Origin of the sequence: Bacillus sp. B28, assembly GCF_029536185.1 — a bacterium.
In the GTDB taxonomy this organism is placed as follows: Bacteria; Bacillota; Bacilli; order Bacillales; family Bacillaceae; genus Bacillus; species Bacillus halotolerans.
The window spans coordinates 389,159-411,258 of the sequence record NZ_CP120511.1 but is presented as its reverse complement, the minus strand read 5'-3'; the positions used below and the strand labels follow the sequence as shown (position 1 = coordinate 411,258).

Genomic DNA, 22,100 nt, shown 5'->3' with positions numbered 1-22,100 from the left:
AGGTTCCGAGTATGCTTTCCGTTAAAGGATTAAACAAATCATTCGGTCAAAATGAAATTTTAAAAAAGATAGATATGAAGATAGAAAAAGGAAAAGTCATCGCTATACTTGGGCCTTCCGGTTCAGGGAAAACGACGCTGCTTCGCTGTCTGAACGCGCTGGAAATCCCGAATCGCGGGGAGCTTGCATTTGATGATTTCTCCATCGATTTTTCAAAGAAAGTGAAGCAGTCGGATATCCTTCAGCTCCGCCAGAAATCGGGAATGGTGTTTCAGGCGTATCACCTCTTCCCTCACCGCACAGCCCTTGAAAACGTCATGGAAGGCCCTGTTCAAGTGCAAAAACGAAACAAAGAGGAAGTCAGAAAAGAAGCGATTCAGCTTCTTGATAAAGTCGGATTGAAGGACAAAATGGATTTATATCCGTTCCAGCTTTCCGGCGGACAGCAGCAGCGCGTCGGCATCGCCCGCGCACTGGCAATTCAGCCTGAGCTGATGCTGTTTGACGAACCGACCTCAGCGCTTGACCCTGAGCTTGTGGGTGACGTACTGAAGGTTATCAAGGATTTAGCCAATGAAGGCTGGACCATGGTCGTTGTTACCCACGAAATCAAATTCGCCCAGGAAGTGGCGGATGAAGTCGTCTTCATTGACGGCGGCGTCATCGTGGAGCAGGGGCCGCCTGAGGAAATTTTCTCTGCTCCAAAAGAAGAACGGACCCAGCGGTTTTTGAATCGGATTTTGAACCCGTTGTAAAACCCAAAACAGGGCGCCTGCCGGCGGCCCTGTTTTTTTGTTGAACCCATTTCGCCTATTCCGCCCTTTTGTCAGATATGCTACAATGACAATCGATTGATTTTTACGAAAGAAGGGACTTCACGTGAAGCGAGAACTTGTTCTGCGCTGGACATTTTATTTTGCCGGTCTGCTTATTTTGTCTTTTGGTGTATCCCTTACGATAGAAGGAAAAACGCTGGGGATCAGTCCGTGGGATGCATTTCATTACAGCCTGTTTCAGCACTTCGGGCTTACCGTCGGCCAGTGGTCCATCATTATTGGAGCGCTCATCGTCGGATTCACGTCTTTGTTTACGAGGGCTTGGCCAAAAATCGGGGCGATCCTGAACATGGTGCTCATTGGTGTTTTTATAGATTTTTTCAATTTTCTTCTGCCTGCCCCCTCCACCTACACAGGCTCCGTCATCGTCTTCTCTCTCGGCGTGCTGCTGATCGGCTACGGCGTCGGTGTTTATGTATCAGCGGGCCTTGGCGCGGGGCCGCGTGATTCACTGATGATGCTGATTACAGAAAAAACCGGCTGGAATGTGCAATGGGTGCGGAACGGCATGGAAATAACAATTTTGTTTGCAGCATGGGGCATGGGCGGTCCGATCGGTTTAGGTACAATTTTGACCGCCATCCTCACCGGTATCATTTTGCGCTTTTCATTGCCGCAGTCAATCCAGCTGCTGAATTATGCTGTGGCAAGGCGGACAGCCGCTGTGAAAGCAACTCCGCCTATACACTAAAACAAAGCCGCTTCGGCTTTGTTTTTTTATTTTCTCCTCTATATGAGTCTTGTTGAAGTATGATAGGATGGTTTTGACAATCTTTTGCAGACGGAGGATCTAGAATGAAAATTTACGGAATTTATATGGACCGCCCGCTTTCACAGGAAGAAACGGATCGGCTGATGTCTTTCGTTTCCGCTGAAAAACGGGAGAAATGCCGGAGATTTTATCATAAAGAAGATGCTCACCGCACCCTCCTGGGAGATGTGCTTGTTCGCTCTGTCATCAGCGAGCAGTACCAGCTGAATAAAGCCGATATCCGATTCAGCGCGCAGGAATACGGGAAGCCTTGCATCCCTAACCTCCCCAATGCCCACTTTAACATTTCCCACTCCGGCCATTGGGTCATCGGCGCGTTTGATTCAGATCCGATCGGCGTCGATATTGAAAAAATGAAGCCAATCAGCCTCGGGATTGCCGAACGTTTCTTTTCGAAGAACGAGTACAGCGATCTTTTATCCAAACATAAAGACGAGCAAAACGATTATTTTTATCATCTATGGTCTATGAAAGAGAGCTTTATTAAGCAGGAAGGCAAAGGCCTGTCGCTGCCGCTTGACTCCTTCTCCGTGCGCCTGCATGAGGATGGCCGAGTATCCGTCGAGCTTCCGGAACACCATACGCCTTGCTTTATCAAAACGTATGAGGTAGACCCCGGCTATAAAATGGCCGTGTGCGCCGCCCGCCCTGATTTCCCGGAGGACATCACGATGATCTCGTACGAAGCGCTTTTATAAATGGCTCATCAGCAGCTTAATGCCGCGTTCAATATCTTCAGTCTTCACATTGGAAAGATTGATTTTTAATAGATTTTCTTTCGGATAATCTGATAAATAATGGCGGTCAATCGTTTCAAGAAGGACCTCTTGTTTTTTCATCTTTTGAATCACTCTTGATGCCGGCAGATCCTCAGGAAGCACCAGATGGGTATGCATGCACGGGGCCTGGCCGCTGGAAAATAGAAAGCGGCCGCGGCTCGATTGTCCGTGAGTTTGAATGGCTTCATGAAGCCTGAGGGACCGTTCCTTATAGGAATTTCTGATTTTCTCCTTGTGCCTGCCGAACATTCCGCTTTTAATGTAAATTTCTAACGCGGCTTGGGAAATCATCGAGCAGTCAATGTCGTTCAGCTTTTTGTACGTAAGAAATGTGTCAGTCAGCGCATCTGGCAAAACGGCGGCCCCCACGCGAAGGCCGGGAAATATCATTTTTGAAAAGCTTTTTAAATAAATCACATGTGAGGACAGATCATATGCGTACAGCGGGTCTGCCTTTTTATTTTCCTCGAGATCACCGAGATAGTCATCCTCAACAAGATAGACGTCATAGGCTTCCGCCAATCTTACCAGCTCTCGTTTGTCCCGTTCGGCCAGTGAGCTCCCAAGCGGGTTATGGAAGCGTGGCATCGTATAAAAAAATTTGATCGGTTCTGTTTGAAACAGCCGCTCGACTTCCGCTAAATCAAGCCCCTGCTCCGTTCTTTTTATCCCGAATGCGGGGATGCCCAGTGTCTCCACTTGTTCAATCATCAAATGATAGCCCGGCTGTTCAATGGCGATCTTCTCTTTCCCATTGGGGAACGGCATTGCACATAGCAGGGATAGTGCCTGCTGGACGCCGGATGTGATAAACATATGACGCTCGTCCGCAAATACCTGCTGATCAGCAAACAGCTTTTGCAGAACACGGATGAGCGACGGGAGGCCCTTCGGCGTTCCGTAGAGAAACAAATCATGCTTGTATGTATCAATTGCTTTGTTGATGCAATGCTGAAAATCCACATACGGAAAAATATCAGGGTCCGGCGCAGACGTTGCAAAGTCGATTGGGCCTGACTTGCCGTGATGCGGCTTTCTCGTTTTTTTCACAAGATAATAACCGCTTTTCGGAACAGAATAGATGAGATGGCGTTTTTCCAGCTCTTGCAGCGCGCGGATCACCGTGCTTTTGCTGACTTGATAGCGGGCGGACAGCTGCCTGATGGAAGGCAGCCTGTCTCCTTCTTGATAGACACTGCTTTGCATCATTTCCTCTATCTGTATTAAGAGACTGATATACTTCTCCATTCTTTCTCCCCCTGTTTTGTACCGGTACAGTTCATTGTTTTTCTCATTGTACCGTTCCTATCCTCCCCATACAATAAAAGGGAGCGGCCGGCTCTATTATTTATATAAAGGAGCACTTCCTATATGTATAAAAACCAGCAAACCTCAGCTTATCTTGCAGCTATGTTAAATGCTTTGATTATCGGTTTATCCTTCCTTTTTGTGAAAATCGCGCTGCAATCGGCAGAACCATTTGATATTCTTGCACACCGGTTCACCCTTGCGTTTGCAGCGGCTACTATACCTGTCTTATTCGGATGGGTGAAGCTGTCCATCCGTTTAAAAGATGTAATGGCCATTTTGCCGCTCGCCCTGCTGTATCCGGCGCTGTTTTTCAGCTTTCAGGCATTCGGCCTGGTGTACTCGTCATCCTCTGAAGCCGGGATCATTCAGGCATCGATTCCGATTTTTACAATGGTCTTTGCCGCTTATTTTTTAAAAGAGCGATCGACGTGGGCTCAAAAAGGGTTTACCGTGTTATCAGTTGCGGGCGTCATGTTTATTTTTGTGATGAAGGGCGTGAACGTTGAATCGGCCAGCCTAAAGGGATCTGTACTCATTCTCTTGTCCGCTCTGTCTTCAGCTATGTACAATACCGCCGCAAGAAAAATGACACAGCGTTTCCGGCTGATAGAGCTCACCTACATCATGTCAGCGATCGGATTTGTCGTCTTCAATGCCATCGCCTTGGTTCGGCACGGCGCTTCCGGAACGGTCGGCACTTACTTCCATCCATTCCGGGAACCCGGCTTTATTCTCGCGATTGTGTATTTGGGCGTGTTATCTTCGCTCGTGACTTCGTTTATGTCCAACTATGCGCTGTCCCGGATTGAGGCGTTTAAAATGAGTGCCTTTAATCATTTGTCCACCATCGTGACGATGATTGCCGGAGTTGTGGTTTTGAACGAAAGCCTAGCCTGGTATCACCTTGCCGGTGCGGTTTGTATTATCATCGGCGTGCTGGGAAGCAATGCCGGTCTCCGAAAAAGAAAGCAAACCGAAAAATCCATTTCTATGAACAAATGAGATGTTATGTTAGAGTTGAAGAAAAAATGGTTTGAGGTGCAGTGTAAGAATGATTCAACACAGTGTCTTCCTAGAGGGAGCCATTTCATTACAAGATATGAGATGTTATTTTTTATCCCGGCAAAGGATATCAGCATTGTTTTATTTTATTTATATTTTTCTTCTATCTTTACTGGTGTATTCGCTTTATGGATTTCCGATTACCGTTTATGACAGCGAAACACTCGAAGTGATATATAATGGTATTTTCATAGCGATTCTATCCTTGATCTTTACATTGCTTTTGATTGCTTTTCATTATATACGGCTGCGTACCAGCTATAAGAACAATAAACGGCTAAAACGCAAAAGGACTTATACCATTAACCGGCAAGGCATTCGAATTCAATCCAAAAACTACGATACATTGTTTGAATGGGATGAAATAAGGGCAGTTGCAGACTATAAACACTTTTTCTCTATCAAAACTTCTAGTCACCAGGTCATCTTAGTTCCTAAACGTTTTTTTGTATTCGAAAATGAGCTCCACTCATTCAGACAGCTAGTAAAAGAACATGTACGTGCCAAAAAAGTAAAATGACAAACTTAAAAAGAGGGTTTTCCCTCTTTTTTTATGTTAATGAGATATGCCGCTCCATTGAGTAACATTCTCATCAGCTAATGGAGATTTACCCCTCAACACTCTCTTCGTTATGAACATGATTGTGTTTTTTGATTGGCACCAGCTCCAATAATGCTGATAAACTTACAAGAACCAAACACACAACAGTAACCAGCAAATAATTATGATTCATGTCAAAAAATAATCCGCCCACATACACACTGAGAGCGCCGGCGATTTGATGGATAAAGAAATTGATGCCTAGGAGCGAGCCGATAAGCCCGGTTTGAAAGCTTTCAGAAATGGACGCAGCAGTCAGCGGGATCACGCCTGTGTAGCTGAGCCCGAATAACAGCGTAAAGCACAAGTACCAGAGCTCACTGTTATGAATGCCGAGTGCGGGAATGAGCAGGCAGATCAAGCTGATGAGACGAATGAAAAACAAAATGGAGAGCATCACGCTTCTGCTGCCAAGCAAATCTGACAGCCAGCCTGCCAATAATCCCCCGATGATAATAAACGCCCCGAATGCAGCCATCATTCCGTTGATATGAGAGACATGCGCATCCTCCAGCATTGGAACGAGATGAGCATCAATGATTCCCATCGTAAATCCGCACGTAAATACGCCGAAGTACAGGATATGAATGAGGCGGGACTGCTTTAACACCTTCCAAAATCCCTGCCAGTCATAAGATTTTTTCACGGACTGCCCTTGGACATTGGGCGGGTGCTTCATTCCGAAGGCCAAAAGAGGCAGCAGGACAGCCGCTAAGAAAATGCCCAATATTGTATACGCAGTTTGCCAGCCTGCATAGTAAGGAGCCGCAGCCCAAATCGGTGACAGCAGCAGCAAACCGGCTGAATTTGCATTGGTCAAAATGGCGAGCGCCAAGCCTTTATGCGTGTCAAACCAGCGGCTGATAAAATACTGTGTCGTCACGCCAACCGCGCAGGAATAGCCGATTCCGCCGAGCACTCCGTAGATCACGGAAAATATATGGACATTCGGCGACTGCGGGAGCGCCAATAAGCTTGCGCTGATACAAATGGCGCCGATCCCCATAATCTTTCTGACGCTGAACCGGTCAATAAAAAAGCCGACAAAAAACTGAACGACACCTGTTGTAATCATAAAAATGCTGACGGAAGCCGAAATCAGCGACCGATCGGCGTGAAAGGTCTCTGCCATCGGGAGCATAAAAAATTGAAAGGAATTTCTGAATGAGTTCATTCCGATGGCGAAGACAAACGTGAACAGCAATACTAACCATTTCATCTTAGGAGACGCGCGAAGGATATGCCGAGACATGTTTTCCTGACCTGCCTTTATTTGAGTATTTCGACTATTATATCATGATAAAATTTACATTCTATATCAAAAAAAGCGAACAGCACAGTGCTGTCCGCTTTTTCATTAGGAACTGGAAATCGGATGCTGATTCAAAATCGCAAAAATCCGTTCCGCCACTTCCTCCGTATTTGACAGCAGAAACATATGCCCGCCGGCAAATTCATGGTACGTGATGTGTTTCGCCCACTTCTTCCAGTCTTCCGCATCCCGGATGCATTTTTCGTCATTCAGTCCGTTAAAGACGTGGACCGGCGATTGGATCGGTGTCATGTCGTTAAGCTCGAATTGTTCAAGAGCCCGGTAATCCGATCTGAACGAAGGAAGAAAAAATGACATAACTTCTTTATTTTCAACGAGCTCTGCGGGCATTCCGCCTAATTTGATAATATGATCGAGAAATTGATCATCAGGCAAATGCGATACTTTTTTCCGCTGAATATGCGGCGGCTGAATCGCAGAAATAATCACAGCCTGCGGAAAAATGCCTTCACGCTCCAGTTTTTGCGCCAGCCTGAAGGTAATCATCCCGCCCATGCTGTGCCCGAACAGCACAAACGGCCGATCTGGATGCAAATGTAATTCTTGCTTGTACAAATCAGTCAGCTGCTCGAGATCCTCAATTGCTGACGTCTGATTCGTGCCGTGCCCGGGCGGTTCAGCTGCAAGCATTTCACACTCTCCCTGCAAGAAAGTATGGAGAGGGCGAAATGACGCCGAGTAGCCGCCGGCAAACGGAAAACAGATGAGCTGCGTTTTTTCCGATACATCAAATGATTTGAAAAGTTGGCTCATTGGCCGGCTCCCCCTTTCATCGCTTCCTTAAGAAAGCGTTATGGTTTGTTTATTAAGAAATTCGCGCAAAATCCCGGCATTCCTATCAAGACATTCGCCCTGCAGCATTTCGGCGTGTGTACCAAAGCCTTTTTTCACACGATAAGCGCCCGTTGTCGCCTCTTCCCATGATGAAAGCCATTCAGGCATTTCAAAGTCAATATCAGAGGTCAGCAAATCAATGTCCGCTTTCACTTGGCCCGAGCTGATCAGGTTGACGTAGTATGAGTAGAAGGCATGTGTTTTTTTCTTGAGCCCCTGCTTAACGGCTTCGCTATTGAGGGCTTCATTGTCTCGATTTACATTCATCAGCGCCTCGACATCGTTTTCGACCGTGCGTCCATCCAGATCACTGACGCCTTGTTTTTTATAGGAATCCACCATGATAATCCGCTGTACAGTGCGTCCCTGCTCTTCAAGTTTTTTAGCGGCTTCAAACGCCAGGCTGCATCCTGCTGAATAACCGAACAGTGTCACAGGACCTTCCGGCTGAAGCTCCTTGATCAGAGCGGCATAACGGTCAAGACGGTTTTCCTCCTCAATAAAGTCAAAGGCGCACAGCTTGTATGACGGCAATTGCTTGGCCAGATTCTGATACATTAAGCCATATCCCAATACCGGCGGGAATGCGAAAATGATGTTATCCTGATCCGGATTCATGATTGTAACGTCCTGAAGTCCTTCTGAGCCTCCGTTTTTCAGATATGCTGAAATGCCGGCAATCGTCGGCGCTTCAAACAAAAGCTTCACCGGAAGGTCAATTCCGAGCTCTTTTTTGATGCGAGAAGCGGCTGTCATCGCCTTTAAGGAATGGCCGCCAAGCTCGAAGAAATCGTCATGGATGCTGACTTGCTTTCTGCCGAGAATCTCGGACCAGATTTGCGCGATTGTTTCTTCCGTTTCATTTCGAGGCCCAATCCATTCTTGCGATATCTGATCTTGCTCCGGTTTTGGCAGCAGACGTTTATTGACTTTTCCGTTTGTTGTTAAAGGAAGCTCGTCCAAGAACGTAAATGTCTGCGGCACCATATAAGCAGGAAGCTGTTTTTTCAGGTGTGCCTTAACGTCTCCTGCTGAAAGCTGTGTCCGGTTCACGAGGTAGGCGTTAATTGATGCGTCCCCAGACTCGCGGCGGTCCACCACGACGACTGCGTCTTTTACTCCGGGATATTCCTGCAGCTGCTTTTCGATTTCTTCCAGCTCGATCCGGTGTCCCCGTATTTTCACTTGATCATCAATGCGGCCGGCGTATTCAATCGTACCGTCAGGCAGCCAGCGAGCGAGATCCCCGGTGCGGTAAAGTGTTTCTCCCGGTTTGAACGGGTTGGCGGTAAATTTCTGCTTTGTCAGCTCATCACGATTTACATAGCCTTTTGATACGCCCATTCCGCTGATGCATAGTTCACCGACCGCTCCGAATGGCTGGAGCTGATTTGATTCATTGAGAATATAAATACTCGCATTGCTGATCGGCTTTCCGATCGGCAGTGAGGAGATAGACTCCGGAATCTCGTGCACGACGTGAGCCGTTGCAAACACCGTGCCCTCAGTCGGACCGTAGCAGTTAATCAGCTTGCCCGGCCCCATGATCCGCAGCGCTTTCCTGACGTGAGGCACAGACGCGCGTTCCCCGCCGAATAACACACAGCGAAGCCCCTTCAGCCAATCCTCTCCCGCATCTGTGAGAAGATTAAATAAAGCTGTGGTCGCAAACATGACGCTGACATTCTCTTGACGGATGAGACTCGTGAGACGGTCTGTATCAAGCAGTGTATTTTCATCTGCGATAATCAGCCTTGCTCCATTCAGAATGGAAGCGTAGAAATCAAAGGTAAATGCGTCAAAAGCGTAATTCGATACAGATAAGAACGTGTCTTTTTCAGAAAACGTCATGTAGTCAACGTGCTTCACTAATCCTTGAATATTGGCATGCGTCGTGATGTTTCCCTTTGGCTTTCCGGTTGTGCCTGATGTATACATGATATACGCCGCATCATCGGGCGCAATCGCGGTTTCAGGATCGCTTGCCTCTTCTTCAAAACGGATGGGATCATCAATGATGAGTGTTTGGCCTGTAAACGGCAGCTGATTCGCTTGCTCTTTCATCTCTTGGTGTGTAAGCAGACATGCCGCCCCGCTGTCGGTCAGCATATATGAGATTCGGTCATCCGGCAGCTTAGGATCAACCGGCACATAAGCAGCTCCCGCTTTTAACACACCGAGAATCCCAATCACCAGTTCCAGCGAGCGCTTCGTGTACAATGCAACAACTGAGCCTTTGCCTGCCCCTTGCTTTTGCAAACGGCGTGCGAGGCGGTTCGTTTCCTCGTCTAATTCGTGATAGGACAGCGTTCGGCCTGCAAATGTGAGCGCCGGTGCACTTGGATTGACGTCCACCGCCTCCTTGAACCAATCCGTCAGCGGTTTTGGCTCACACGTTTGAGGTGCCGGATTTAAGCCGTTAAGCAAGTACTCTTTTTCTTTTTCGTCAATGAAATCAATGGTGCTGACAGGCTGATCCGGATGCTGAATAAGCTGCTGAATCGCTGTGAGAAGCTGGGATTTTAAGCGCAGGATAAACGCTTCATCAAACACATTCTCATTATAGGCAAGCTTGATCAGCATTTCGTCACCCGGGGAGGCCATCAAATTGAGATCGTAATTTGACTTCTCAAATACATGGACATCCTCCATATCGAACCCGTTTTGTCCGCTTTCTTCATTGCTTGCATCCTGAAGCGGATAATTTTCAAACACGATGATGTGGTCAATCAATTTCAACTGGTTGGCTTGGCTTTGGATGTCATAAAGCGGCACATATTGATGCGGTTCTGACTCAAGTGACTGCTCCTGAAGCTGCTTGAGCAAACCGTTGAACGTCATGTTTTCAGCCAATTTCACTCTTCTTGGAACAACGTTGATAAACAGGCCGACCATATGTTCAACGCCTTTGATTTCCGCGGGACGTCCGGAAACGACTGTACCGAAAGCCAAATCGTCAGACCGCTGATAACGGCTGATCAGTACGCTCCAGACTGCCTGCAAAGCGGTACTCAAAGTGGTGTGCTGAGATTTCGCAAGCTCTGTAAAAGCTGTCGTTTCCGCTTCCGGCAGTGAGAAGAGAAGTTCTTTCGGTTCGTACCCTTCCTTTTGTTTCTTTCTTTGCTCCGCAAACGTCGTCTGTCCTTCAAAGTCTTCCAAGTACTCGTGCCAGTAACGGAGCGATGCTTGTTTATCCTGCTTTTCAAGCCACTTGATGTATTCCTTATACGGTTTGACAGGCGGCAGACTGTACGGCTTTTGTTCGCGCAAAGCGTTGTATACCTTAAACAGATCCTGCACGACGATGCCGAAGCACCATCCGTCCAAAATCATGTGGTGGTAGCTCCACACCCATTCAAAGCTGTTGTCAGCTTTTTTGAAGATGGCTGCCCTCATCGGAATATCCCGCGTTAAATCAAAGCCTTTGATCTTATCCTGTGCTTTGTATTCATTGATTTTGTCCGTTTGTTCACTTTCGGGTAAATGTGTCAGATCCATTTCTTCTATATGAAATTGACGTTTTTTTAATACGACTTGAACGGGCCTTTTTACTTTTTCGTGAATGAACACGGTACGAAATACATCGTACCGGTCCATGATGACATTCATGCTTTCTTCAAGGCATTTGATATTGAAGTCGCCCTTTACTTTCATCGTAATTTGTTCAAGGTAAAAGCTCTGGCCGGGATTAAGGATGGTATGAAACAGCATCCCCTCCTGCATCGGCGATAGGTAATACATATCTTGAACCTGATCTTTGCTAAATTGACTCATATGTTTCGCTCCCGCCTTCTGTAATTCCCTTGCATTTTATTTCAAATTTTCCTCAAGCATATCAAAGATATCGCCCATCTCATCCATTTCAAGGTCTCCCGCACTGAAGTCGCTCGGTGTGAATTCCTTGTCCTCTTTTTCCGTACAATGGCGGATGATCAGGAGGAGGTTTTCTTTAAACCGCTCCATTTGTGCTTCGACCGTTGCTCTTTCATATTCCTTCTCATTGTAGGAGCAAGAGAGGACAAAACGTCCGTTTCGGATCATGCCGCTGAAGCTTAAAGCGTACAGGGCTTCTGATTCTTCGCTCACTTGGCGTCCCATATCGAAAGCGGACGGTTCAAAGAAATCCGTTTTCACTTCACTGTCGAATTGGCCTAAATAGTTAAAGCTGATTTCCGGTGTGAAGCCTTGCGCTCCCGCTTGTTCCGTAAAGTAGCGGAGAATGCCGTATCCGACGCCTTTGTCCGGAACGCGGCGCAGGTTTTCTTTGACTGCTTTGATGACCGCTGAAACATCTGTTTCAGACATGTCGAGCACAACAGGATATTGTGCCGTAAACCAGCCAATCGTTCTGGAGATGTTCACATTCGGGATGATGTCTTCCCGTCCGTGCCCCTCAAGATTGATGCCGATTTTGACACCGTCTGTCCACTCTTTCATCGTTAAACCGAGCGCACTGAGGAGAATATCATTGATCTCGGTTCCATATGGCTGATGAACATCTGTTAAGAGGTGTTTAGTGTCTTCTTCATTTAATTCGCAGATGACGGATGATGTATGTTTGACAATCCGCTCCTCTGTTTCAGCATCCTTCGGTACAGCAGAAACCTCTTCAGCGTCAATTTGCGCCCAGTATTCAGCCTGCTGCAAAAGGTGTGCTGATTGGCTGAATGCCGCCAATTCTTCCGCCCAATCCTTGAAGGAGTTCGTTTTTTGCGGGAAGACGATTTTCTCTTCGTTCTCAGTCTGCACGTAGCCTGATGCAAAGTCCTCAAGTAAAATCCGCCATGATACGCCGTCGACCACGAGATGGTGTACAGCGATGAGCAGGTGATCCCCTGCTTCCGTGCGGTATAGCTCCCCTTTCAGAAGCGGCCCGTTTTGCAGGTCAAGACTGCTTTGCAGACTGTCAGCGAGAACCTTAATCTGACTTTTCAGCATATCTTCATCTGAGCCGTACAGATCAACGATTTCGAAGCTGACCTCGCATTCGTCTATCCGTTTATACGATTGAATGATGTCGCCGTTTTCTTCACGGTAAACCATGCGCAGCGCGTCATGATGTTCAATCAGTGCCTGCAATGTCTTTTCAACCCGTTCCGGATCGAAGCCCTTCGCAGAATGAAGCATGACCGACTGATTCCAATGGTGTTTGTTTGAGAAGTTCTTTTCAAAGAACCAGCGCTGGATCGGCGTCAGAATAACTTCGCCCTCCACCGGGCCTTGGTCTGCCTGTTTGCCTTCGGCACGCTCCACGTATTGTGTCAGTTCTTCAATCGTCGGGTGCTGGAAGAGATCCTTCATTTCCAGCTTCCAGCCGTGCTGGTTCAAGCGGCTCGCCATCTGGATTCCTTTAATGGAATCTCCGCCGAGCGAGAAGAAATTGTCGCTGACACCGACTTCAGAAATACCGAGCACGTCCTGCCAAATGCCGGCAAGCAGCTCTTCCATGTCAGTGGACGGCGCTTTGTATTCTCCGCTTCCTGCTTCGATGTCCGGCTCCGGAAGCGCTTTGCGGTCTACTTTGCCGTTTGCGGTAACCGGAAGCTCGTTTAATGTCACCCAGAACGCCGGGATCATGTAGTCTGGCAGGGTTTCCTTCAGTGCTGATTTCAGCGCTTCTATGTCAGCTGTTTCCGGTGTGACATACGCCGCGATCGCTGTATTGCCGCCTTTATCTTTTACAGCTGTCACTGCCGCATCCTGCACCTGAGAAAGCTGGGCCAGCTGCACTTCAATTTCTGACAGCTCGATTCGGTAACCGCGGACTTTGACCTGCTGGTCGATCCGGCCGATGTATTCGATGCCGCCGTTCGTCCATTTCACTAAATCGCCTGTTTTGTACATGCGTTCACCCGGCACGAACGGATCGGGGACAAACCGCTTCGCGGTTTCGTCTTCCCTGTTCAGATAGCCGCGCGCCAGTCCGCGCCCCGCCACACAAAGCTCTCCGGCCACGCCTTCCGGCTGAACCTGATGGCTTTCGCTGAGAATGTACACTCTCGTATTGGCGATCGCGCGACCGATGGAAAGCGAACCTTCCTCCGGATTGATTTCTGTGCTCGTCGCAACGACAGTGTTTTCGGTCGGCCCGTAGTTGTTGACAATCGTGTACGGCTGCTTAACCGCACGCTTCAGTTTGTCTCCGCCTGTCAGCAATACGCGGAGTGATGTGTTCTCTAGCTCCATGAACTGTTCCGCCAGCTGTGTCGGCAGGAAGGTGACTGTGACGTTGTGCGTTTCGAAATAGTCATTCAGGCGGGTGATATCAAGGCGGATCGCTTCATCAATGACATGAAGCTCGGCGCCGATCGTCCAGGTCGGGAACATCTCCCAAATGGAAGCGTCGAACCCGAAGCCCGCGTACTTCGCACTGCGATCCTCCGCCGTCATGCCAAATGCGTCGTGGTGCCAGAAGCACAGGTTCACAAGCGCATGGTGCTCGATCATCACACCCTTCGGCTGTCCGGTCGTTCCTGACGTGTAAATCATATAAGCAAGGTGATCCGAGGTTGTGCCGGTCTGCGGATTTTCCTCGTCGTTTTCATCAAGCGGCAGACTCAGGATTGTGCGGTTGCCGTCAAGAAGAATGACCTCGCCCGTGTAGCTGTCCGGCACTGAGATGCCTTCTTGTTTCAAGAGAAGTTTCGCGCCGCTGTCCTGTAGGATATATTCAATCCGCTGATCCGGATAGTCAGGATCAATCGGCACAAATGCCGCTCCTGCCTTCAGGACACCGAGCACCGCGGCGGACATTTCAAGCGACGGCTTCGTGAGAATGCCGACGCGCTCATCCGCGCCGATGCCGCAGTCAATCAGAATCCGCGCCAGACGATTCGCCTTCGCATTCAGCTCGCCGTACGTCCATGATTGCCCGTTATACGTGACAGCCGGGCGGTCTTTGTGGCGCTTAGCCGCTTCTTCAAACAGCTGATGAACCGTTTGGTCTGTCGGCACAGGCAGTGTTTTTCCTTTCCATGCCTCCAAAAGTGTTTGTTTTTCTGTTTCGTTGACGAGTGACAGGCTGGAAAGCGGCTGGTTTGGATGTTCTGCAACAGCCTGCAATAATCGCAGAACGTATTCGCTCCATTGCTCAGCAGTTTCTCTTGAGAATAGGTCAGTCGCATATTCCAGCTGCAGACCGATGCCGTTTTTGTCAGCGAAACCGCCTAATGTGAGGTCAAACTTGGATGTTCCTTGATGTGCCTCATAAGGTGAAATCGTGAGATCTTGCAGCTCAAGCTGTTCTTTATCAGGGTTTTCTGTCGTAACCATCACATTAAACAAAGGATTCCGGCTCATATCCCGAGGGAGGTCTAACTGATTGACCAGGTCTTCAAACGGATACTCCTGATGCTCAAGTGCTGACAGATTTGTCTCCTTCGCTTGCTCCAGAAGCTCTGCAAATGTCTGCTCTTCCCTTGCTTCCATTCTCAGTGCGAGCGTATTGACGAACATCCCCGGCATGTTTTGCACGTCGGCATTCGTGCGGCCTGCTGTAACCGAGCCGATCACGATATCCCGCTGTCCGGAGATTTTGCTTAAAAAGACATGGAAGACGGTGTGAAGCACCATATGCAAAGTCGTTCCCGTTTCTGCGAGCAGTTTTTCAATCGCCTTTGCCGTTCCGCTTTCCGCACGGAAACGGACGGTATCCCCTTCAAAGCTTTGAACAGGCGGTCGGGTGTAATCGAGCGGAAGGTCAAGCTCCGGCAGTTCGCCTGAGAGAACTGAAAGCCAGTATTGCTCATGCTCCTTCATCCGTTCTTTCTGACCGGCTTCATTTTGCCAAACAGCGAAATCTTTATAATGAAGCTTCGGCTCCGGAAGCTGTTCGCCTTTATAAAGCAGTGCCAATTCTTTAACGAAAATACCTCTTGATACACCATCCGCGATAATGTGATGCATATCCAATAGAAGCAGATGTTTTTGGTCTGCGATTCGGAGTAATGCCGCGCGAATGAGCGGAGCGCCGCTTAAGTCGAATGGCCGGATAAATTCTTTAATCTTCTGTTCCGCCTCGCCCTCTTCTGCATCAAACACGTGAAGATCAATTGATGCCTCCTCAACAATGCGCTGGACAGGCTCTCCGTCTGCTTCCGTAAATGACGTGCGCAATGATTCATGACGGTTTACGAGCTGGTTGAGTGATTCCCGCAGGCGCGAAATGTGAAGCTCGCCTTCCATAAGAAGAACCGATGGCATATTATAGCTGATCGTCTGCCGGTCAAGCTGATGGAGCACGTACATCCGTTTCTGCGCGGATGACAATGGATACACATCCTGTTTGTCAGCCGGCTTCAGCATGTGATAGCCGCCTGATGCTGCCGATTCCTCCATATAAGCCGCCAGCTGGCGTACAGTTGGCTGTTCGAACAGCGCTTTAAGCGGCACGGTTTTCTCCAACTCTGCCTGTATATTGGCGATGAGCATCATTCCTTTTAGTGAATGGCCGCCTAAATCGAAGAAGTTGTCATCGATTCCGATCGCTTCAATGCCGAGTGTTTTCTGCCAGATGCGGCAAAGGCTTTCTTCAAGCGCTGTTTCCGGAGCAGCTGACGCTTCATATCCGGATTGCGCTGCGTTCGGCTTCGGCAATGCGTTTCTGTCGGTTTTCCCGTTTGCCGTGAGCGGGATGGCGTCCACCTGCACAAAGAAGGCAGGGATCATATGAGACGGCAGTATTTGTGAAAGCTGTTTCCGGAGCTCTGCTTTTTCAATGGCTTGATCCGCCGTATAATACGCGCAAAGCTCCTGAAGCCCGCCCTCAGAAACCGCAAGCACAACCGCTTCTTGAACGTCGCTGAGGCTGAGCATGACCGTTTCAATTTCTTTCGGCTCAATGCGGTAGCCGCGGATTTTCACCTGATCATCAGCCCGGCCGATAAATTCAATCGTGCCGTCAGCCAGTCTCCGAACGACATCTCCGGTCTTGTACATCAGGCTGCCCGGCGCATACGGGTTTTCCACAAATTTCTCGGATGTGAGCTGAGGACGGCTGAGATATCCTCTGGCAAGCCCCTGTCCCGTGATATATAACTGGCCGCTCGCTCCCGAAGGCACAAGCTTCAATGACTCATTTAAGACAAGTGCGCCGGTATTGGCAATCGGCCGTCCGATTATCGGCCGTTTCGCGAATGTGTCAGGTTCAGTCAGGTCAACCCGTCCGGCAATGGCGCCGATCGTTGCTTCGGTCGGACCGTAGTGATTGATAAATTCGGTATGCCGATATACCTTGCTGAAAGCTAAAACATCAGCCGGAATGATCTTTTCTCCTCCCAACACAATCAAGCGCAGGGATTCAAAGTGCGGCTCCTTTGTAAAGCTGGCCGTGTTCACCATCGTATGGAACAGAGACGGTGTCAGCTTGATATACGTGATGCCGTGTTCCTTGATATAACGGCCAATCTGATCGGGCGCCGTATATGTTTCTTTCGGCACAATGTGAAGCTCACCGCCTGCTTGAAGCACAGGGAAAATGCTTGTATATCCCAAGTCGAATGCGTAAGACGAAAGCAAGACAGACTTATCCGTTTCAGCCAGCCCTGCCTCTTTGCTAAACCAAGAAACATAGTTTGTCAGATTGCGATGCTCAATCTGCACACCCTTCGGCTTCCCGGTCGTGCCGGATGTGTAAATGATATATGCAAGATTCTGAGGCCCAGAAATCGGTTCCGGACGCTCCTTGCTTTCGTTCCGCCAATCCGCTTGATCGATGTTGATGGCGGTTCCTTGATATTGCCCTATGGCAGTCATATTTCTTTCATTCACGACTGTAAATCTCGCACCGCTGTCTTCTAATGAATAGCGGATTCGTTCCTCAGGCGTATCCGGATCAATCGGAAGGAAAGCTGCTCCCGCCTTCAGGACACCAAGAACAGCTGTCATTAGGTCAGCTGAACGGTCCATGACAACGGCTACGATGTCTTCACTTCCTGCCCCGTGCGCGCGCAAATGATGCGCCAGCTGGTTTGCCTGTTCATCGAGCTCACGATAGCTCAGCTGGTTTCCGCCACAAATCACAGCCGGATGATCAGGTGTTTGCTGCACCTGTTTTTCGAAAAGTGACGCAAACGTGTCATTGCCAGAATGAGTGGTTTGTTTTTTCTCTTCAAGCAAAGCTGCCGTTTCAACTGGTGAAAGAATCTCCAAATCAGACAGCCGTACGTTCGGATTAACCGCAGCTGCTTTGATCAAATTGACAAAGTGGCTGCTCCAGCGGCGGATCGTCTCGTCCTTAAACAAGGCAGTTGCGTAGTCAAAGCTTAAACCGATTTCTTCTTCCCGTTCGACAGCTTCCAAGGACAGATCAAATTTCGCCACGTGATGAAGCATGGAATAGGAAGAAATCTTCAAATCTCCTAATTTCAAAGAAGGAACCTCCATGTTCTGCATGTTGAACATGACGCTGAACAGCGGGCTTCGGCTTGTGTCCCTTGTGAGCGGCAGTTTTTCAATCAGTTCCTCAAGCGGATAGCTTTGGTGCTCGAATGCTTGCAGACTGACCGTTTTGACTTCGTCTAGGAATTGTGCAAAGGTTTTATCCCCTGCAGGCGCTGTCCGTAATGCCACCGTGTTGACAAACATACCCGGCACACCTTGCAGATCAGGGTGCGTTCTGCCCGCAGTCGGTGAGCCGACGATGATGTCATCCTGTGACGCGTACTTAGAAAGCAGTACATGAAATGCGGCTAAAAGGAACATGTACATTGTTGTGTCTGTTTCTGACAGCAGCGATTTGATTTGAGCTGTGATTTGTTTATCCAGCCCGAACATGACGCGCTCCCCGGAAAAGCTCCGTTCTGCAGGACGCGGGAAATCCGCCGGAAGATCAAGAACCGGCAGCTCGCCTTTAAACGTATCCAGCCAGTATGCTTCATCCTTTTGATGATCCGCATGTTCTTTTTGCCAGACAGCGTAATCTTTATAGTGAATCTGCGGGAGCTCCAGATCTGCGCCTTGATAGATTTTGGCGAGATCGCCGATGAAAATGCCTGTGGAGCTGCCGTCCGTAATGATATGGTGCATATCAATGAGCAACAGATGGCGTTCTTCTTCAAGCTGGACAAGCTTCGAACGGACGAGCGGCGCGCGGTTTAACTCAAACGGCTGAATAAACGATTTGATCAGCTCTTCCGCGTCTTCTTCCCGTCCCTTGGCAGCCTCCAGCTGGAACGATATGTTTTTATGAACGGTCTGTACGACTTCTCCGTCTATCATGTCAAACGACGTACGGAGAATTTCGTGCCGGTTGATTAATTGCTGAATCGCATGTTCAAGCCGGTCTTTGTTTACTTCTCCCTCCAGCAAAAGTACAGCAGGGACGTTGTAGCTTGTGCTTGCTTGTCCAAGCTGATTGAGGATGTACATTCTCCGCTGGGCCGGGGAAACAGGATAATGCTGCTGATAAGGTGCTTGCCTGATCGGTTCAAACGTCTGCTCCTCCTTGCTTTCGCTCTCTTCCAAATACAGTGCCAGTTCTTGAATGGTCGGCTTTTCAAAGAGCACTTTAATCGGTACTTCCTTGTGGAAATGCTCTTGAATTTTCGCCGTCATCATCATCGCTTTCAGAGAATGTCCGCCGATCATAAAGAAGTTATCGGTAACGCCTGCTTTGACGCCGAGTATCCCTTCCCAGATCTCCGCTAATTTCTTTTCACTCTCTGTTTTGGGTGCTGCATATTCAGACTGCACAGCGTCTGATTGAGGTGCAGGCAGTTCTTTTTTATTGATTTTTCCGTTTGGTGTAAGCGGCAGGCTGTCCATCTGGATCAAATGGGCAGGAACCATATAGTCAGGCAATGATTGAGACAGCGTTTTTCTCAGCCCGCTCACAGACACTTCGCGATCCGCCGTAAAGTACGCGCAGATTTCATTTTCATCCGCTTTGTTTTTGCGAATGATCACGGCAGCCTCTGTCACATGTTCGGCCATGTTCAATTTGGTTTCAATTTCGCCAAGCTCAATCCGGAACCCGCGCACCTTCACCTGGTTATCAATTCTTCCTAAAAACTCGATATTCCCGTCCGGAAGCCATCTCGCCAAGTCGCCAGTTCGATACATTTTTTCACCCGGTCTGAATGGATCTTCGAGAAATTGCTTCTTCGTCAGCTCTGGGAGGTTGACGTAGCCCCGTGCCACGCCGCTTCCGCCGACACACAGTTCACCGGGCGCGCCGATCGGCTGCAGGCGCTGCTGCTCATCCATGATGTATGCAGTGGAATTTCCGATTGGCTTCCCGATTGGAATTGAACCGCTATACTCGCGATCAATCAGAAAGCTTGTAGAAAATGTCGTATTTTCTGTCGGTCCGTACCCGTTCCACAGAGAAAGCAACGGCGATGCCTGTTTCACTTTACTTACAATATGCGGCACGAGCGCGTCTCCGCCGATAATTAAATGGCGCAGTGTGCCGAACATGCCGGCATCCTTTGCAGCAAGCTGGTTGAATAATGGCGATGTCAGCCACATCGTCGTAATTCTCTGCTCACGGAGGAACGCTGAAAACCGTGTCGCGTCAAGCAGTGTCTCTTTTTTCACCGGATAAAGCGCAGCGCCGTTCAGCAGCGCGCCAAAGACCTCAAATGTACCTGCATCAAAGCTGACAGCTCCCGTTTGCGCCATTCGGTCTTCTTCATGAACAGGAACGTATCCTGCATTTTTAACGAGACGCAGAATGCTTTTATGTTCGATCATGACGCCTTTCGGTTTTCCGGTCGAACCTGACGTGTACATGATGTAAGCCAGGTCAGACGAATCGGCGGGCAGATTCAGATTGTCAGCCGTTTCATTCCCTTCAAAGACGCCTTCCAGCGGGAGAACCGGTACTTGCAGCTGATTTGCCTGTTTTGTATAGGCCTCTCCAGCTAAAGCGATCCGAATTGAGCTGTCCTCCGCCATGAAACGGAGCCGATCCTCCGGAAGTGCGGGATCAAGCGGCACATATGCGGCGCCTGCTTTTAAAACAGCCAGCATGGCGGCAACAGTGTCTGCCGAACGGTCATTCATAATGGCTGCTGTTTCACCCTTTTGAAGACCTTGCCCGATGAGCTTTCTCGCCAGGCGGTTCGCTGCTTCGTTCAGCTCGCGGTATGTCAGCTCGGCTCCTTCATATACGAGGGCAGTACTTGCCGGTGTCCGCTTTGCTTGTTCTTCAAATACTTGATGAACAGCCATTCCTTCAGGGAGTTCTGATGAAGTGCTGTTAAAGGTCTCCACAATTTGCCGCTGCTCTTCTTCTCCCACAAGCCCGTGCTCACGCACAAAAGCGTCCGGCCGCTCGACAGCGGCTGTCATCATGCGGGTGAGATGCCCCGCTGTCCGTTCAATAAAAGCAGAATCAAATGCAGCGCCGTTATATTTGATTTTGACGGTCCAGGTTTTACCCGGGTAAACAATGAGGTTGAAATCAAAGCTTGTTTGTTCAAATGCGCTCTCAACCTTAATAGAGAACCCGAGCCGGTCTTCCATGCTGCCGTTTTCAAGCTCTTGATCAAGCGGATAATTTTCAAAAGCGACGAGATGGTTCAAAAGACTGCTGTCCAAGGCTGAACGTTTTTGAATCTCGTAAAGCGGCACGTAATCGTAGCGCTCCGCCTCCACCGCATGCTGCTGAACGTCTGTGAAAATATCAGCGAATGTAGACTGCTGATCAACCTTTACACGCACCGGAATGGTATTGATAAAGAGCCCCGCCATTGTTTCAATTCCGTTGATTTCAGACGGCCGTCCCGATACGACCGTGCCGAAGACAACATCATTTGTAAAGTTATATTTGCTGAGGACGATTCCCCAGATCGCCTGAAACAGGTTAGGCCCCGTCACTTGATGGCGATTCGCCGTTTGCTGAATGCGTGCAACCAGTTCCTCATCCCATGTAAATGAATATTCTCTGTTCACATACTCGTCTTTTTTCTCCGGCAAGCGGCCCGGGAGCACGCTTGGCTGTTCAAAATCCGCCAAGCGTTCGCTCCAGTAGCCTTCCGCTTCTTCATTGTCCTGTTTTCCAAGCCACTTAATGTAGTCGGAATATGGCTTGCCCTGCCCGTTTGCAGGTGTGCGGCCTGCTCTGAGCGCTTCGTAGTTTTGGAACAGGCTTTTCATCAGCACGCCCATGCTCCAGCCGTCCATCATAATATGGTGATTGCTCCAGACAAGATACAGCTGATCTGCATCAAGGCGGAAAACTGCCACCTTGAACAAAATGTCTTTTGCCAGGTTAAAGCCTTGGCGCTGAACGTCTAGTTTGTAACGCTCGATGTGGTCTTTCTGGCGATCCTCGTCTGCATGACTGATATCTTCATAGTGCACCTTTGTCTTGCGTTCCGCTAACACAACCTGACGCGGCTTTTGCAGCTGCTGGTGCACAAATACCGTACGGAGAATATCGTATGACCGGATCAGTTCATTGACGCTTTTCTCAAAGATTTCTAGATCAAAAACACCTTGAATGCCAAGCTCTAATTGTGTGAAGTAAGAGGAAGAATGCGGATCAAGCATCGCATGATACAGCATTCCTTCCTGCATCGGTGTAAGTGCATACACCTTTTGAATCGATTTTTTGCTCATATGCCAC

General features: G+C 48.8%; 10 protein-coding genes. 5 read left to right on the top strand and 5 right to left on the bottom strand.

Annotated elements, in window-relative coordinates; translation table 11 throughout:
* Positions 1–11: 11 nt before the first annotated feature.
* The 3 genes from tcyC to P3L57_RS02080 all read left to right on the top strand — a co-directional run bounded on the left by tcyC (position 12) and on the right by P3L57_RS02080 (position 2,306).
* Positions 12–755: a cystine ABC transporter ATP-binding protein TcyC gene (gene tcyC / locus P3L57_RS02090; RefSeq protein WP_069487494.1), complete on the top strand. Its 744-nt coding sequence runs from the start codon at positions 12–14 to the stop codon at positions 753–755.
* 124 nt (positions 756–879) lie between these two features.
* Complete coding sequence (locus P3L57_RS02085) at positions 880–1,527, top strand: YczE/YyaS/YitT family protein (protein ID WP_024120192.1); 648 nt, start codon at positions 880–882, stop codon at positions 1,525–1,527.
* A gap of 104 nt (positions 1,528–1,631) precedes the next feature.
* The gene (locus tag P3L57_RS02080; protein WP_044161905.1) at positions 1,632–2,306 is read left to right on the top strand and encodes a 4'-phosphopantetheinyl transferase family protein; all 675 of its coding nucleotides are present in this window, start codon (positions 1,632–1,634) and stop codon (positions 2,304–2,306) included.
* Here P3L57_RS02080 and P3L57_RS02075 read toward each other — a convergent pair.
* Positions 2,301–3,635 carry an aminotransferase-like domain-containing protein gene (locus P3L57_RS02075; protein ID WP_059353091.1) on the bottom strand — a complete coding sequence of 445 codons (1,335 nt, stop codon included), beginning with the start codon at positions 3,633–3,635 and terminating at the stop codon, positions 2,301–2,303. The genes P3L57_RS02080 and P3L57_RS02075 overlap by 6 nt on opposite strands.
* A gap of 123 nt (positions 3,636–3,758) precedes the next feature.
* Here P3L57_RS02075 and P3L57_RS02070 point away from each other — a divergent pair, with 123 nt between their 5' ends.
* Positions 3,759–4,700 (top strand): DMT family transporter, encoded by a 942-nt coding sequence (locus P3L57_RS02070; protein ID WP_044161909.1) that lies wholly within the window; start codon positions 3,759–3,761, stop codon positions 4,698–4,700.
* A 136-nt stretch (positions 4,701–4,836) separates the two neighbouring features.
* Positions 4,837–5,280, top strand: a complete 444-nt coding sequence (locus P3L57_RS02065) for a YcxB family protein (RefSeq protein WP_252188298.1) — start codon at positions 4,837–4,839, stop codon at positions 5,278–5,280.
* 88 nt (positions 5,281–5,368) lie between these two features.
* On the opposite strand, the gene P3L57_RS02060 is transcribed toward P3L57_RS02065, so the two are convergent.
* The 4 genes from P3L57_RS02060 to srfAB form a co-directional block, all read right to left on the bottom strand.
* Positions 5,369–6,613, bottom strand: a complete 1,245-nt coding sequence (locus tag P3L57_RS02060; RefSeq protein ID WP_083244552.1) for an MFS transporter — start codon at positions 6,611–6,613, stop codon at positions 5,369–5,371.
* A gap of 105 nt (positions 6,614–6,718) precedes the next feature.
* A complete protein-coding gene (gene srfAD / locus P3L57_RS02055; RefSeq protein ID WP_069487492.1) occupies positions 6,719–7,447 on the bottom strand; it encodes a surfactin biosynthesis thioesterase SrfAD in 729 nt (242 codons plus the stop codon).
* Between the two features lie 27 nt (positions 7,448–7,474).
* Positions 7,475–11,302: a surfactin non-ribosomal peptide synthetase SrfAC gene (gene srfAC / locus P3L57_RS02050; RefSeq protein WP_069487491.1), complete on the bottom strand. Its 3,828-nt coding sequence runs from the start codon at positions 11,300–11,302 to the stop codon at positions 7,475–7,477.
* Positions 11,303–11,338: 36 nt separating this feature from the next.
* Positions 11,339–22,093, bottom strand: coding sequence for a surfactin non-ribosomal peptide synthetase SrfAB (srfAB, locus tag P3L57_RS02040; RefSeq protein ID WP_069487490.1), 10,755 nt, complete (start codon positions 22,091–22,093; stop codon positions 11,339–11,341).
* Positions 22,094–22,100: the final 7 nt, after the last annotated feature.